Source organism: Leptospira ognonensis (assembly GCF_004770745.1).
Lineage (GTDB): Bacteria > Spirochaetota > Leptospiria > Leptospirales > Leptospiraceae > Leptospira_A > Leptospira_A ognonensis.
This window is the reverse complement of the sequence record NZ_RQGD01000005.1, coordinates 145,323-160,234: the sequence shown is the minus strand read 5'-3', so window position 1 is coordinate 160,234 and position 14,912 is coordinate 145,323. Positions and strand designations below refer to the sequence as shown.

The window sequence follows — 14,912 nt, the reverse complement described above, 5'->3', positions numbered from 1 at the left end:
GAACCTTTCCGTTTCTACGAATGGGATATTTTTGATTTCATGATTTTCTCGGTCGACAACCCATAGTTTAGAACCACTAAGTAAAACACCTCGCACTGATTTGAGATTTGTCTTTATGGAACCTGTGATCTTACCCGATTTTACATCATACCGGTAAATGCTATTATCCGATGAATCGGATATCCAGAGTGAATCTCTTCCATAACAAATATCACGTGGTCGTGTACGATCCGTAAAAAAACCACCAACTAAGATTGAACTTCCCTTATCAAAAATTTGAACTTTAGATGTTTCTAAATCTAATAAGTAATAAAAATTTCCAACACTGGCAATTCCCGCAATATTTGGAATCGGAATCGAAATTTTATCTGTGATTCCACCAGTATTTGGATCAATCTTTAGTATTAATTTTGGTGCAACAACAAGCAAACGTCCCTCTCTCTGGTCGAAACTAATCCCCCTAAGATTTGCTAAACCTAAATTGAATATTTCTTGTTCCCCAATCTCATTGATTTTAATTAATGCACGTCGGCTCGTATCAATGAACCAAAAATTTACGCCGTCCCATGCTAGACCGTATGCTTTGTCCGTTAGTTTATATTCTTTGCTTTCCTGAGAAAATATAGGAAGCGTAATCAATAGAATAAAAATCGTTATTAAAATTTTTGTATGGAACATAGGTTTACCTCGAAAAAAAACTAATTAAGGAATTAAAAATCGTCTCAAGCATAGTCGGATCGTTCATTTCATTTCCTATCATGATAGGTCTCGGAACAAAAATGAAAATTAATGAAAATATGATTAGGTAACCAAACCATTTTCTCTTTTTACCAATTCCATCCGGGCTATCCATAATGAAGGGATGCTCGATTTTCAGAAGATAATAAATCAAGAATGCCCAAATGAGCCAGGTAAAATGTACTAAGGCAAGGAAAATAAATCCTACAAATAACCAGTAAATCCAGTTTCTATATTTTTCACCAAACACGGCATAAATAATATGACCGCCATCCAATTGACCAAAGGGAAGTAAGTTGATTGCAGTTATCAGTAAACCAACCCAGGCAGCTCTAGCCAGTGGATGAATGCTAACATCCATAAGATGAGAATCGAAAGGACCAAGAATCCATTGGTTTGAGTAATACGTAAAGATACTTTCACCAAAGATAGTATAGTTTTCTAGGTTAGCCATTTTGTCTAAAGGAACTAACTCGGAAAGATAAATTCCGATGATCCAAGCAACCATTGACAATACTAGACTTACGAAGGGCCCCCCGATCCCGATATCAAATAACGCTTTCTTATTTGGTATTGGTTCTTTGATCTGTATCACGGCTCCCATAGTTCCAATAGGTCCAAGGGGAAATGGTATGAAATAGGGGAGAGTGGCCTTTACACCATAATACCTAGCTGGTAAATAATGTCCCATTTCATGTCCCAAAAGAATAGCGAGCAAAGAAAGGGAGTACGGCCATTCAGACTGGAAAAGCAAAACGAAACCTTTCCAATCAAATGTAAAAAGTCCAAAAAATAAAAATTCTCGAAAGGTAAGCGTTAGAAATGTAAGGACAAACAAAGATATATGTAACGCGTAATTGTTTTTCAATGGGGAAACTTCTTAAGGAAAATTGCTATTCTGTAGAATGGACGAGCAGAAACATGGAATCAATTCAATTTTGTAGATGTTTTTACTATTTTCAAATCTTAAAATTGTAATGAATCGTTTGTTAAATCAAAGTTTGCCATGTTTGAAAATATAAAAGTTATCAGAAAATATGATCCAGCAGCGAAATCCTACTTGGAGATCATACTCTGCTATCCTGGACTACATGCCCTTTGGCTGCATACGATAGCCCATATTCTATTTCGTTGTGGTATCCCTCTTCTGCCGCGTATGATCAATTACTTTACCCGATTTCTCACTGGAATCGACATCCATCCTGGTGCTCAGATCGAAAAGGGAGTTTTCATTGACCATGGCACGGGAGTTGTCATAGGCGAAACCGCTATCATTGGAAAAGGATCATTGATCTTCCAGGGTGTGACTCTAGGTGGAACAGGTAAAGAATCTGGTAAAAGACATCCAACCATCGGTAGGCATGTAGTAATCGGAGCAGGCGCTAAAGTTCTCGGAAACATAACGATAGAAGATCATGTTCGGGTAGGTGCAGGTTCTGTCGTGATGAGAAATGTACCAGCTGGTTCGACGGTCGTAGGTATACCAGGAAAAGTGGTAAAAGGTCTAGACACTCAAGATTCCATTGAACAGATGTTAGATCACAATCAAATGCCAGATCCGATCGCAAAAGTATTTTCTGTTTTATTGGAAAAAGTGGAAAGCCAACAAATGCTGATCAATCAACTGATCGAGAAACAGAGAAAGTTTGAACAACCAACCACCATCGAAACCAATTCAAGTGAAGACTTTGACAATAATCGAATCATCCAAGAATTTATCAATGGTGATGGCATCTAAAGATCCTTTAAGATTTCTTTTTTTTTATCTCTATATTCCTCGTCCGTGAGCAACTGATTTCGTTTTAATTCTTCTAAAGTTTTTAATCTTTCGATTACGTCGTTTTTTTGTTTTTTAGTTTCGATCTCATCTATATCGGGTGTTCTGAATAGCAATGGATTTGATAAGTATTTTAAATCCTCAAATATGATGATACGATCGTAAAACTTTACATTATCTCCAACTTCTTCACGATAAATACTGAGATTGATTTGATTTGGTTTTATTTTAATTTCCTGCTTAATAGAAGAGCGAATTTTTGGAATTTGGTACAGTGACCAATCATCAAATTTGTATTGTGTGTTAAATGTTAAATTCTGGTTTAAATCCGGAATGGCAAATATATATCCTCCCTCTGTTTTTATGATCAAAAAACTGCTACGTAAAATTTTAAGCAAAGGTGAAAGTGGATCTTCCCGTTTTAGCAAAACTAGATATCCATAAGCGGGGTCAGCTAGAATCGATTTTGACAACAAATTTTGAATTTCACTCAGTTCCTCTTCTTTGATCAGTTGATCCCAATTTTCTGAGGACAGAACACTCTTTTTATAAGAGAGTAAAGGAACAAAAGTAGATAAATCGATGTTTTTTTCCCATTTTACGGCTGCTTTTGCGAGAGGAGCTGGTAAGATCGAGCCGTAGTCTTTTTCATGAATAGAAAAAACAGCAATTGAATCCGTTGATGAAGTGAGTCTTAGGTCTAAATTTTTATAATTTACTGATTTACATGTAAAAAGAAAAAACATTCCACCGATGCTTATTCTAAGGAACAGAAGATAAAACATGATATCGATTCGTCTCATTCTCTTGTTTTTCATTCCGATAGGCATCCTACCCAACAGTCTTCCTACCTTTTCTTTTCTAGATCAATATGAAAACAGAATCACTTCTAAAAATCTATTAGGAGGTCCTGTTGTCCTATTAGGATGCCAAAAAGAAGATATAGAAATTTGCCGCAAGGTTGGCAGAAAATTATATTGGAAGCTTCAAAATTTACTTTGGAATAATGCATCTAGAGTCAAATATGTAGCCTATTTGAATCTCAAAGAATCAAATGCACTGATTGAAAAATTCATTACTGATTCGAAAAATAGAGAATTCGAAAGTATTTTTTTAGATAGGAAGGGGGAATTAGAATCAGGACTGAAAACTGATTTTGCATTTTTACGAGTATTCAATGCAAAAGGATATGAAATTTATAAAGACTATCTCGATCAAATGACAAATGAAAATATCAATACCATACATGAACTACTTAAAAAAGAACTTAAAAAATAAATTCTTTTTACTCCTTTCTTTGCTTTTGTTATGCTCTTGCTTACAGAAGAATGACAAACAATTCAGATACTGGAAAGACTTTTACTCACTCCAATCCTCTATCAAATCCTCCACTAATTTCAGCCAATACTTAGCACTATCTGGAAATTTAACAAAAGAACGGGAAAAGGATTTAAAAGTGAATGAGGAAAGAAATTTTTATATTGAAATCGGCGGGAAAAAAAACTTAGAAAACTGGAACTTTCAACTATACCCAGCTAAATACGAAAAATTAGATTATCATTCAAAAGTAATTTTTACTCCCGCCAAGTGGGAAGACAAAGAAATCTATACCATCGAGAGAGAAACAAAAAGTAATTGGAATGGGTTCTTTCCTAGAGATTTTTTTACCTGGTTGAATTTATTTTCCTTAAGTGTGGTAGACCATCAGAAATTGCTCCAGCTTAAAAACTCTCTGCCAAGCTTTGTGTTTCTATGTAACACATTCTCTTGTCAGACGACGGAAGAAGCAAAATCAATCTTGCTAGAATTTGCATTCAATGAAATGACAGAATCCAAGTTTCCAAATTTTGCAGAGAGATTTGGAAATCGGCTAAACAAAACCCAATTGGAGATGAGAATTTTCGATGAAGACCATCCCGAAGACCAGATACTCATTTCAAACCAAGGAAAAATTTTACAATTCAGATTTCCCGTTTCACCTCGAAAGGAAATTTTTAAGAATCCAAGATCCCTTCTAGTATCAACGAACATCACGATCAAATCCTATGGTGTTACGTTAAATATCCAAGAAATCAAGTACAGACTCCATCTTATTTCCCAAAAGGATAAGGATGAGTTAAATGGGAAATTTCTAAGTTTTAAATCGCGTAAATTTACCGGAAATTTTTTATACTTTATACCAACTGGAGTTATCGATTTCTTTATTCCAGGCAATATAGATGAATATTTAAGTGACGCGTTAAAATTGTTAATTTACGGAACGCAAGGTAAAGGTGGCTCGCAATTTAAAGTTATTTATAAACGAATTGGAAATTCACAGACCAATATTCTGACCACATATATGGAAAGTCTAAGAAATCGATTTTCTTTGTTTGGCGCTGATGCAAGTCAGATGGATAATCCTGATCAAGATTTTTTTACACAATGGGAAAAAAATTTACTGCTGGATTTAAATTAACTAATTTGTTAAAAAATTCCGCAGCAGAAGTTTTCCTTCTTCCGAACCAAAAGACTCCGGATGAAATTGAACACCTTCAATGCTTAGAGTCTTATGCCGAAGTCCCATGATTTCGCCGAATTTAGTTCCATCGTTCACTCTAGCAGTCACCACCAATTCACTAGGAAGACTCTCTTCTTCCGCAACGAGCGAATGGTAGCGCATAATCTCTATGTTTTGCGTTAGTCCCTTAAACACTCCCAATCCATCATGCACGATTGGAGAAAGTTTGCCGTGCATCGCAATCTTGCCTCGAACAACTTTGCCACCAAATGTGGTCGCCATTCCTTGCATTCCCAAACAAATACCTAGTATTTTAATTTCTTTCCCTAAATGGAGGAGAATGTCACTAGAAACACCAAAATATGCGGGATCTGCTGGATGACCAGGACCTGGTGAAATGATAATTTTATCATACTTACCGTTGACGATATCCGAAAAGGGTTTCTCATCATTCCGAACTACATCCAAAACGAAAGGAATCTCTAAATCCTCTAAAATTTCGCCAATATATTGATACAGATTATAGGTGAAGGAATCGTAATTATCTAATAACAAAACTTTCATTTCTGTGCTTCCTTCATATGCGCCTGCAACGCTTTTTTGACAGAAGCCATCTTACTTATTATTTCGTTATATTCATTTTCGGCTAACGAATCGTAAACGATTCCCCCGGAAGCCCTTGCAAATCCTTTTCCATTGCATACATAAAAACTTCTAATTGGAATGGCAAATGTACAATCTCCGTTGAAACCAAAGCTTCCCACGGCACCACCATACGGTCCTCTCGGGGATTTTTCGATTCTTTCAATTATCTTCATAGATTCAATTTTAGGGGCACCAGATAAGGTACCCGCTGGAAAAGAAGCCGCTAAACCTGAAAACATATCCTCTTTCGATTTTAAAATGCCTACTACTTCGCTAGATATATGTTGGACGTGGCTAAATCTTTTGATATCAAATCTTCGTCTAACTTTCACTGTTCCAAACTTTGCTACGCGCCCAATATCATTTCTATGCAAGTCGATTAACATGTTATGTTCGGCAATCTCTTTGGGATCTGTTAGAAGTTTTCGAGCAAGTTCCGTATCTTCCTCCGCATTCTTACCCCTTCTTATTGTGCCAGCAAGAGGAAAAGACTCCATCTCACCTTGTCTCAATCTGAAGAGTAATTCAGGGCTAGCTCCAAGAATCACTCGATTTTCAAATTTCACATAGAACATATGCGGTGACGGATTAATTTTTCTCAGTGTTTCATAAATAGCTAAAGGATTTCCATCTACATCAAACGTTTCCTCAAAGCCAATCTGACATTGGAAAGTATTGCCTGAACGTACTTCTTCCAAGGTCTCCGCAACCATTTCACTATGTGTAGCCTGAGATACTTTAGTGCCCGTTGATTTTACGACGACCTCCGGTGATCGTTTTTTCGCTGTGGAAACTTCTTCCAAAATTTGTTCCAAAACGTTAGTTCTGTCTTCGCCATTTGTAAAATAAATAAGTTCACCAGTAAATTTATCATAGATCAAGCCATCGAGATAAAGACCAAACTCCATGGAAGGAAAATCTGGATGAGGATCTATCTTGATTTTTGGTTCAAAGAATGTCATCGAGTTATAACTTAAATAACCGACAAACCCTCCCGCATAACTGATACTTAACGAATCAAAGTTTGCCAAATCTCGCAGGGCATAGTATGGGTTTTCAACAGGGTAATTGACTCCATCTATGATCAAATGATTCTTATCACCTATGATTTTATGATTCGGATCAAAACCAATGACGGAATAACGAGAATCATATTGATTATCCCCGGCAGATTCTAATAAAAAGCAAGTTTCAAATTTTAAATCGAAAAATCTAAACAGTTCCCAAAATTCTATATCTTTCGGTAAGTCTAGATGGATGTATTTTGGTTTTTTAGGAATCTCAAATTTTGGTAATTTCATTCAAAATTAGTTTCTGCTAACAGAGGATCTAACAGTTTTCAGCAAATTTAAGATTTCATTATGAATGATTCCATTTGATGCAATTAATTCTGGTAAGCCGGTATAATAGTGTTTTCCATTCAAATCAGTAAGTTTTCCACCTGCCTCCGTTAGGATGACGGAAATAGCTGATATGTCCCAATGTTTGACACTCTTTTCCCAGATAGCATCCATTAACCCCTCGGCAATCCAACAACAGTCTAGTACAAAGGATCCAGTTCTGCGAAAGGATCTTGCGTAAGTTAAAAAGCCTGAGAGATCAGCCATAATCTCTTGGATCATGTGTGCTCTTTTGGTGGGTAGATTGGGGCTAAATATCGCCCGGTTCAATTCAGAAACGGAAGATGTAAATATGGTTTCTCCATTTTTTACCGCCCCTTCGCCTAGCACTGCCGAATAGACAGAATCTTGCGGAGGGATGATCACAACGCCGCCAACGGGTGTTTCACGATGTTCGACACCAAATGAAATGGCATAAAGAGGTAAGCCTCGAACAAAGTTCATAGAACCATCTACAGGATCTATGACCCAGCGAAAATCATTGCTCCCTTCAATCAAAGGTTTGTCCTCACATAGGATGCTATCTTTCGGAAACGCTTTTTGTAAAAACTTAGTGAATATATCACCTAGCACTCTGTCTGCGGCATGTATGCGTTCAAGCTCATCTGCGTCTGATTTGGAACGGATTCCAGACATTTCCTTTTGAATTTTTTTAGCTTCAAGGATAATTCCGTTTGCATTCGATTTGATAAATTCAACACGTTTGATTGTTTCATCGACGGGAAAATTAAGTGTGGGAGAGGAAATGCTCATGTCTTATCTCATTCCCTTGCATCATTAAATTCAGTAAAGTGGATTTTCCAAAGCATATTGCCTGATCTCGAAAGAGTTCTGGAAGTTTCATGCTTGAATAGATATTGGTGGTAGGCTTTGGTAATTTCTGGTGAAACGCCCTCTGTCCCCGGACTCAATATCCGGTAGTATTTGCGAAATTCTCGCATGATTTTAGGTAGAGATGGCTTTAAAAAACGCATTGAGAGAGCAAGATAGTCAATTCCGATGGGACTGTACACTCGGCCCATGGGCCAAATTTCTGAATTGATGCCGAGCTCTTCTCGAATTTTAGATTCTAAATCGGAAAAGTCTAATTCATCAAAGATTTCAGAAAACTTCCTAGGTTTATTTTCTGCCTCTCTGTCACTCTCGATACGAAAAACACCACCTTGGAATCTAACGGACTGAAAATCAGAAACTTGGTCTCCCTCTTCAATAAAACTTTCAACGGGAAATACTTTTGCCTGGAAATAAATGCGATCAGAAATGACACTCGGTGATAAATTTTGAGCGGCCGCTTTTTTAATTTCCTCAGGCTTAGCACCGCCTAAATATTGCATGTCTGTAGAAAAAACATACATAAACTTTTTATCTTCAAAGAGTATCGGTCTTACAAAGAATAATTTTCCCGTCTCCTTTTTTGGTCGGGGCTCAGGCAATAGACTTGTGCCTTCAATTGCTTCCGGTATAAATTTTACTAAAATTTGGACAAAATCAACAATCGCCGAAAATTCAGGTTTCGTTATGGAAGAAGCAGGTATAACAAACTCCTCACTAAATTTTATGTAAGGCGAATGAAGGTTATCAACATAAACCTCGCCTTTTTTATTTTTCCCTTCGAGATTCTGAAGTTGATGATTCAGGGATTTTAGGTCTTTAATTTGCATTGATTTTTTTAATCTTAAATTCAAAAGGCTGCATGCGTGTAAACCCTAACCATTTTATTTGATTCGAATGGTTCATGGTTATTTGGTAATTATATTTTTTTCCCGTTCGATAATGGCGTTCGATATTTTTACCTAAAAAACGGAAAGGAATTCCTGCCTCTTTCAAGACCTTACGGTAGAATAAAACCTGACTAAAGGGATCCAACGAAGTTCCTAGATAATATACCTTTCCCTTGCCAAATGAATTCACGGTGATCATCGGCTTGCCTTTATAAAACTTTTTAGAATCGGAATATCTAGCCACGACTCTTGCTGTGGTCGGCTCTAAGATTTCACAAAATTTTTTAGCAATCAGAGGAAAGAATCCCATTTTGGCTTTCACTTCGCCATTTCCAATTGCTTCAAATTGGTACACTTCCACCCCCGCCATTTCCTGAAACATTCCTGGAACGGGAGTTTCCACCATCCAATGGTCCTTATCTTTGATACCGGCTCGATATCCTAATACGAGAGTACCACCATTTTTAACATACTCACGTAACTTTAAAACGATGCGTTCCTCATACATGGTATAAAGTGGGAGAGACAATAGCTTGTATTGTGTCCAATCCATCTCTGATTCAATGGGTAGAAAATGGGTGTTCACATTCAATACATTTGTCCCAGCAAACCAAGTAGCCATTTCTATATCGTATCCCACCTTTGCAAACGGAACTGGTTCAAATTTTAAACCATCTGAAAGAGGTTGGTGCTTATAATTTCTCGAATTTTCGATATCATGAAGGAGAGCGACTTCTGCTTTATAAGGCACATCTTGAATGTCTTCTGCAAATTCACGAATCTTTTGGATCGTATCTTTTAGTTCATAAAATTTATGGGTCTTCTTTTTTCCATGATCGAGGATACCATAACATAGTTGCTCCTGTCCGAATCGAGCCGTTCGGTAGCGAAAAAAATAAATTTGATCGGCACCATTGACAACCGCTTGCGTTAACCAAAGTCCTATCAGACCTGGAGGAGGTAGGTATCCCAGTGTATCATGGCCCTGTACTCCAGAAAATTGTTCCATGATCGTATACGCTTTGTTTTTTAATCCTCGAGAATATTGCAATGTCGCAGACACTAAAGGATGTGGGTAGGGTTCGCTCTGGTTTCCCCAAACAGGATAATTGTCCCACGAAACATAATCGAGTGACTTAAACATTTCATACATATCAGTTATGGGCAAGAAAGGAGAAGGATAAAGATTGGTTGTAATAGGAATATTTTTGCAATATTTTTTGATGATATCAGCTTGTAGTTTGATATAAGAAATTAATTCCTCAGATTGAAATCTATAAAAATCCTGAATCATCGCAGGATTAAAGTTACTAGCAACATGAGAACCTGGTAAAGGAATCTCTGACCAGTCAGAATAAATAATTCCCCAAAAAACATTCCCCCAACGCTTGTTAAGCGAATCTAGATTTCGATATTTACTTTTTAGCCATTTTCTAAAATTTTTTAATGCTAAAGGGGAATAGTCTAAATCTGAACCTTCATGTCCAGGCTCATTATCTATTTGCCAGCCGATCACCGACGGATGACCTGCATAATGCTTAGCCATTTGCGTCACTACCCTTTCTGTGGCTTTGCGGTAAGCTGGCGAAGAAAAAGAAGCCTGTCGTCTTGTACCTATGATTCTTTTGATTCCCTCTTTGGAGACTTGGGCAATCTCAGGATATTTTTTAAACAACCAAGGGGGAAAGGTTGCCGTAGGCGTGCCTAAGATCGCGGTCATATTCGCTTTTCTGATTTTTTCTAAGATAGCATCGAAAAGAGAAAAATCAAATTTCCCTTCTTTCGGTTCAATCAGACCCCATGCAAACTCTGCAAGACGGACAGAGGTTAGCCCCATTTCTTGCATGTTTGCAAGATCTTCATCCCAATCCTTTTCTGTCCACTGCTCTGGATAATAATCCACACCAAAGATCATATTTTTCCTTTTTACGATTGCCTTATCTATCTGAAAACACAGACTGAATTTGAAAACATTCGCTTTCAATCAAATAATGACCGATCAAGTTATTTTAGGCATAGTTCCCAATAATCACTTCCGATTTTCTCTCGCAGATCTAACAAATACCGCCAGAGAAATCATTCACCTGCATGAATTGAATCGGGAAATGGCTGTCTTCCTTTCAAAAACAATGCTCGGTGCTTTATTCCTCGCGGAAATGACAAAAAACCAGCAACGAGTCAGTATCCAATGGAAGGATGAAACTAACAAATCTGCTTTAGCATATAGCGATCGCTATGGTCGGATGAAAGCAGTCGCCTACGGAGATAAACTCGAAGAGGGAGACATTCGAAATGAATTTATTTTAGGTCAAGGTATAATGAAAGTTATACGCTGGCAATATGATTCTGATTTTTATCAATCTTATACGAATCTAGTTGAAGATACCTTTGAATTTAATTTTCTGAAATATCTTACCGAGTCGGAACAAGTAAAATCGATCGTCGGAATGGATGTGGAATCAACAGATAGAAATCCTGATCATTTTCGAGTCAAGGGTGTTATGTTTGAAGCGCTTCCAGAAGCCACCGAAGAAGATTTCAAATATTTAAAGAACCGTATTGACCCTGTTATTTTAAAAGAAAATTTTTGGATTTTATCTTTAGAAGAAATGAGATCAGAACTTATGATTGCTCTCGAATCAGATTTACTCATTCTCTCGACGGAGGAACCAGCTTTCATCTGTGACTGCTCTAGATTCAAGGTATCAGAAATTATCCTTTCCTTGGGAAAAATAGAAGCAAATTCGATTGTAGAAGAAGTCGGACAAGTAGAGATCACTTGTGAATTTTGTAAAAAAGCATATCAGTTTAACTTAGAGGATGTAGAAACACTTTTTGATAATGAATGAGGAAACGTTTGAACTTCGTGAGGAGGAACTGGGACGATTTCTTAGTCGCTTAACGGCCGTAATCACGAAATCACTCGCCGTTAAACAAAACCCGTCTATTCTTCTTACAGGAGAGTTAGGAGCAGGAAAGACTACATTGGTTAGAGAATGGTTAAAGTATGTTGGCAGTGATGATCTAGCAAACTCGCCTACATTTGCTCTTCACCAAACTTACGAATGGAACCAAATCCCAATCCATCATTTTGACCTTTATCGAATCAAAGAGGCCACAGAAATAGAGGAACTCGGTTTTTCTGAAATTTGGGGACAGGAAGGAATATCTTTTATCGAGTGGTGGAACGTAGCGGAGCTTCTCATACCTAGTGCTGGGCGTATCTATATTGATATCCAATCTATAACCATAGATAATAGATCTTACAGATTGCGGTTCGAGAATTTATGAAACTTTTATTTTTCGATGCTACCCAGGATTGGATTCATATCTCACTCTCAATGATTGAAAGCGCGAAAACAATTAGTATGATTACGGAAACGGTTGCCATGTGTCCCAAGGAATCCTCTTTCCGCCTTGTTTCTGAAATCGATAAAAATTTTAAGATTACAAAATGGGAAAAGCCGGATATCATTGTTTGTTTAAATGGTCCTGGTTCTTTTACTGGCCTCCGCGTGACAGTCTCTACAGCTCGGAATTTATCTCAACTCTGGAACATTCCTGTTCTATCGATCGACAGTCTTGCTTCGTATTCTGCCTATTTTTCGAGTTTGTCCGGGTTGCCAGTACTGATTGCCATTGACGGAAAACAAAATAAACATTACTTCGGCAGACTTAAAGAAGGTTTATTTGAAGGAAGTTATGATTATAAGGAAGAAGAACTTGAGACTGAGGTCAATATCGCCAAGGAAACAAAACATCTGTATGTTTATTCTGGTATAAAACCTCGATGCTTTCCTGCAGATGCTACAAAAATTGAAGAGACTTTACCAAGATCTATGCCTATACTATTACAAAATATAGAAAATATATTGAAGTTAAATCTTCACGAATCTAACTACAATCACATAACGCCGAACTATATTCGTGGGAGTTATGTAGAAACCAACAAGCAATAATGGATATTTACAAATTACAAAAAAAAATCATAGACTATCTCGATTCCAAGGCGGGACGCGAAGTTACCAAACAAGAGATTAAAAACAAATTCATCGATCTCGTCGATAGACCCAAACAAATCGATAAAAAGAAAAAGACTTCCTCAAGAGGAAAAACAAAATCCACTCGAAAGGAATTAGAAACGAGTATAGACAACTTACTTTTCTCACTTGAAAAGGAAGGTTTACTTGAAACTCATAAAAAGGCCATACTTGTCAAAAATCCTTTTCGATTCATGGGCAGGGTGTCCATTTCGAGACGCGGTGATGGCTTTCTAAAACTTCCAAGTAAGAACGAGGTTTTCATACCTGGTCCTCTAACAAATACCGCTATCAGTGGAGATAAAGTAGAGGTACTTCCTTTAGGTATCGGCAGAAAAGATCGTTTTGAAGGCGAAGTGGTAAACATCACACGAAGGGGCCGCCAGCTCTATAGGATGAGAGTTAAGGAAAAGGCAGGGAAATACATTTTCGGAATATTTCTTGATATGTTAGGTGACGAAAAAGAAGGGGTAATTCATACAAAGTCTCTTTTAAAGGATACGATAGATGATATCAATGTAGGAGATATCTTGATCGTTAAATTAAAAGAAGGTTCAAGACCTGATGACAATCTATATGAAGTTAGTTTTGATAGATTCGAATCTGATACAAAAGAAGATCCCGATCTTATGCGTATTTTGATGAAGTATGATTATCACGTTCAACATCCAGATCATATTAAAATAGATTATGAGGAAGAGGTATCTGAGAAAACCGTAAAGGATTGGAACCATCGTACAGATTTGAGAGATCTATATACGGTAACCATTGATGGTGCCACAGCAAAAGATTTCGACGATGCTATCAGTTTTTCTGATGAGGGAAACAAATTAAGATTATGGATTCATATTGCGGATGTTTCTCATTATGTGAAGAAAGACTCCGATTTAGATGAAGAAGCTTATAATCGTGCGACTTCAGTTTATTTATCGGACAGGGTTGTACCCATGTTGCCACCCATACTCTCTGAAAATCTATGTAGTCTTGTCTCAGGAGTCAACAGACTGGCGTTTACCGTGGAAATCGAAGCCAGTAAAGAAGGCGATTTATTTAACGCCATATTCTATAAATCCATTATTAAAGTTAACAAAAGATATACTTATGAAATGGCTGAAGAAGAAATCATTACCGCTGATCCGAAAAATTGGATGTTCCAGATATCACAGTTTACGGATAATTTAAGAAAGAAACGAATTAAGGCTGGTAGAGTAGATCTAAATATTAAGGAGGCATCTGTTTCTTGGAATAAAGATAAAAAAACAAATGCCATTGAAATTAGGGAAAGATTGACTAGCCATCTTCTTATCGAAGAATTAATGCTTTCAGCAAATATGAAGGTCGATGAATTTTTAAGAAAGAAAAAAGCACCAACTTTACACCGTATTCATGAACCTATGGACGAAGAAAAATTGGAAATGTTAAACCAATTCCTTCAGTTGAATGGCCACAACATATCAATCAAGAATATCAGTTATCCTGAAATTATGAATGCCGTCACAGCGATAGAGAATAGTCCTGTGGCGAAAATTTTCAATTATCTTCTATTAAGAAGCTTTATGCAGGCTTACTATGGCGGAGAAACACTCGGTCATTGGGGTCTCGGATTTAAAGATTATTGTCACTTCACCTCACCGATCCGACGTTATCCTGATTTAATTGTTCATAGGGTTTTGCAGTCTGTTTTGCTTGAAGAAAAATTTCCGTATGATAATGGAGAAATCGGAATCATGGGAGTTCATTGCTCTGAGGAAGAAAGAAGAGCTGCCGATGCGGAACGAGATATTATCAAAATTAAATCCTTCCGTTATCTGGAATCTACCGGTATTACCGAATTTAAAGGTTTCATCATTGGAATTCGACCTTCACAAATTTTCATTGAACTTGCGGACACAAATTTAGAAGGAGTTCTAGACAAATCGGAATTTACTGACGAGTTCGAAGTAGTCATCAAATCTGATTTTTCTTTCTATTCGAAAAAATATACCAAGAATTTTTTCATTGGTGATGAAGTCTCTGTTTCTTTAGATCGAATTGATTATGAAGAAATAAAGGTGTTTCTAAAACTCAAGTCTTTTAAAAAGACAACTTAAA

Annotated in this window: 14 protein-coding genes and 1 pseudogene; 7 read left to right on the top strand and 8 right to left on the bottom strand. The window is 37.0% G+C overall.

Annotated elements, in window-relative coordinates:
• Positions 1 to 678, bottom strand: a 678-nt coding sequence (locus EHQ58_RS01740; RefSeq protein WP_476737868.1) for an NHL repeat-containing protein, incomplete at its 3' end; no start/stop codon positions are given.
• Positions 679 to 682: 4 nt separating this feature from the next.
• Positions 683 to 1,576, bottom strand: a complete 894-nt coding sequence (locus EHQ58_RS01735) for a site-2 protease family protein (protein ID WP_135621620.1) — start codon at positions 1,574 to 1,576, stop codon at positions 683 to 685.
• Positions 1,577 to 1,744: 168 nt separating this feature from the next.
• On the opposite strand from EHQ58_RS01735, the pseudogene cysE reads away from it, so the two are divergent.
• Positions 1,745 to 2,342 (top strand): annotated as a pseudogene (cysE, locus tag EHQ58_RS01730) (serine O-acetyltransferase); the annotation flags it as partial.
• A 130-nt stretch (positions 2,343 to 2,472) separates the two neighbouring features.
• Here the strand turns inward: cysE and EHQ58_RS01725 are convergent.
• Positions 2,473 to 3,318: an SHOCT domain-containing protein gene (locus tag EHQ58_RS01725; RefSeq protein ID WP_135621607.1), complete on the bottom strand. Its 846-nt coding sequence runs from the start codon at positions 3,316 to 3,318 to the stop codon at positions 2,473 to 2,475.
• Between EHQ58_RS01725 and EHQ58_RS01720 the strand changes: the two genes are divergently transcribed.
• Positions 3,299 to 3,793: a hypothetical protein gene (locus tag EHQ58_RS01720; RefSeq protein ID WP_135621606.1), complete on the top strand. Its 495-nt coding sequence runs from the start codon at positions 3,299 to 3,301 to the stop codon at positions 3,791 to 3,793. The genes EHQ58_RS01725 and EHQ58_RS01720 overlap by 20 nt on opposite strands.
• The gene (locus EHQ58_RS01715; RefSeq protein WP_167883500.1) at positions 3,741 to 4,973 is read left to right on the top strand and encodes an LIC10025 family lipoprotein; all 1,233 of its coding nucleotides are present in this window, start codon (positions 3,741 to 3,743) and stop codon (positions 4,971 to 4,973) included. The genes EHQ58_RS01720 and EHQ58_RS01715 overlap by 53 nt, the downstream gene beginning before the upstream one ends.
• On the opposite strand, the gene EHQ58_RS01710 is transcribed toward EHQ58_RS01715, so the two are convergent.
• Genes EHQ58_RS01710 through EHQ58_RS01690 form a run of 5 tightly spaced genes read right to left on the bottom strand, consistent with a single transcriptional unit; the run spans position 4,974 to position 10,696 of the window.
• Positions 4,974 to 5,579, bottom strand: a complete 606-nt coding sequence (locus EHQ58_RS01710) for an anthranilate synthase component II (RefSeq protein ID WP_135621604.1) — start codon at positions 5,577 to 5,579, stop codon at positions 4,974 to 4,976.
• Positions 5,576 to 6,961: an anthranilate synthase component I family protein gene (locus EHQ58_RS01705; protein ID WP_135621603.1), complete on the bottom strand. Its 1,386-nt coding sequence runs from the start codon at positions 6,959 to 6,961 to the stop codon at positions 5,576 to 5,578. Before EHQ58_RS01705 ends, EHQ58_RS01710 begins: the two co-directional genes overlap by 4 nt.
• A gap of 6 nt (positions 6,962 to 6,967) precedes the next feature.
• Positions 6,968 to 7,813 carry an inositol monophosphatase family protein gene (locus tag EHQ58_RS01700; RefSeq protein WP_135621602.1) on the bottom strand — a complete coding sequence of 282 codons (846 nt, stop codon included), beginning with the start codon at positions 7,811 to 7,813 and terminating at the stop codon, positions 6,968 to 6,970.
• Positions 7,814 to 7,821: 8 nt separating this feature from the next.
• A complete protein-coding gene (locus EHQ58_RS01695; protein WP_135621601.1) occupies positions 7,822 to 8,721 on the bottom strand; it encodes an LIC_10030 family protein in 900 nt (299 codons plus the stop codon).
• Positions 8,711 to 10,696 (bottom strand): beta-galactosidase, encoded by a 1,986-nt coding sequence (locus EHQ58_RS01690; protein WP_135621600.1) that lies wholly within the window; start codon positions 10,694 to 10,696, stop codon positions 8,711 to 8,713. The genes EHQ58_RS01695 and EHQ58_RS01690 overlap by 11 nt, the downstream gene beginning before the upstream one ends.
• A 76-nt stretch (positions 10,697 to 10,772) precedes the next feature.
• Between EHQ58_RS01690 and hslO the strand changes: the two genes are divergently transcribed.
• Genes hslO through EHQ58_RS01670 form a run of 4 tightly spaced genes read left to right on the top strand, consistent with a single transcriptional unit; the run spans position 10,773 to position 14,911 of the window.
• Positions 10,773 to 11,630: an Hsp33 family molecular chaperone HslO gene (hslO, locus tag EHQ58_RS01685; protein WP_135621599.1), complete on the top strand. Its 858-nt coding sequence runs from the start codon at positions 10,773 to 10,775 to the stop codon at positions 11,628 to 11,630.
• A complete protein-coding gene (gene tsaE / locus EHQ58_RS01680; protein WP_135621598.1) occupies positions 11,623 to 12,072 on the top strand; it encodes a tRNA (adenosine(37)-N6)-threonylcarbamoyltransferase complex ATPase subunit type 1 TsaE in 450 nt (149 codons plus the stop codon). Before hslO ends, tsaE begins: the two co-directional genes overlap by 8 nt.
• Positions 12,069 to 12,740, top strand: coding sequence for a tRNA (adenosine(37)-N6)-threonylcarbamoyltransferase complex dimerization subunit type 1 TsaB (tsaB, locus tag EHQ58_RS01675; protein ID WP_135621597.1), 672 nt, complete (start codon positions 12,069 to 12,071; stop codon positions 12,738 to 12,740). Before tsaE ends, tsaB begins: the two co-directional genes overlap by 4 nt.
• Positions 12,740 to 14,911, top strand: coding sequence for a ribonuclease R family protein (locus EHQ58_RS01670; protein WP_135621596.1), 2,172 nt, complete (start codon positions 12,740 to 12,742; stop codon positions 14,909 to 14,911). Before tsaB ends, EHQ58_RS01670 begins: the two co-directional genes overlap by 1 nt.
• Position 14,912: the final 1 nt, after the last annotated feature.

Coding starts and splice junctions, on each gene's coding strand:
- EHQ58_RS01670 (WP_135621596.1), top strand. CDS start 12,740: ATGGATATTTACAAATTACAAAAAAAAATCATAGACTATCTCGATTCC.
- EHQ58_RS01690 (WP_135621600.1), bottom strand. CDS start 10,696: ATGATCTTTGGTGTGGATTATTATCCAGAGCAGTGGACAGAAAAGGAT.
- EHQ58_RS01725 (WP_135621607.1), bottom strand. CDS start 3,318: ATGAGACGAATCGATATCATGTTTTATCTTCTGTTCCTTAGAATAAGC.
- hslO (WP_135621599.1), top strand. CDS start 10,773: ATGACCGATCAAGTTATTTTAGGCATAGTTCCCAATAATCACTTCCGA.
- EHQ58_RS01695 (WP_135621601.1), bottom strand. CDS start 8,721: ATGCAAATTAAAGACCTAAAATCCCTGAATCATCAACTTCAGAATCTC.
- EHQ58_RS01720 (WP_135621606.1), top strand. CDS start 3,299: ATGATATCGATTCGTCTCATTCTCTTGTTTTTCATTCCGATAGGCATC.
- tsaB (WP_135621597.1), top strand. CDS start 12,069: ATGAAACTTTTATTTTTCGATGCTACCCAGGATTGGATTCATATCTCA.
- EHQ58_RS01700 (WP_135621602.1), bottom strand. CDS start 7,813: ATGAGCATTTCCTCTCCCACACTTAATTTTCCCGTCGATGAAACAATC.
- EHQ58_RS01710 (WP_135621604.1), bottom strand. CDS start 5,579: ATGAAAGTTTTGTTATTAGATAATTACGATTCCTTCACCTATAATCTG.
- EHQ58_RS01715 (WP_167883500.1), top strand. CDS start 3,741: ATGAAAATATCAATACCATACATGAACTACTTAAAAAAGAACTTAAAA.
- EHQ58_RS01705 (WP_135621603.1), bottom strand. CDS start 6,961: ATGAAATTACCAAAATTTGAGATTCCTAAAAAACCAAAATACATCCAT.
- tsaE (WP_135621598.1), top strand. CDS start 11,623: ATGAATGAGGAAACGTTTGAACTTCGTGAGGAGGAACTGGGACGATTT.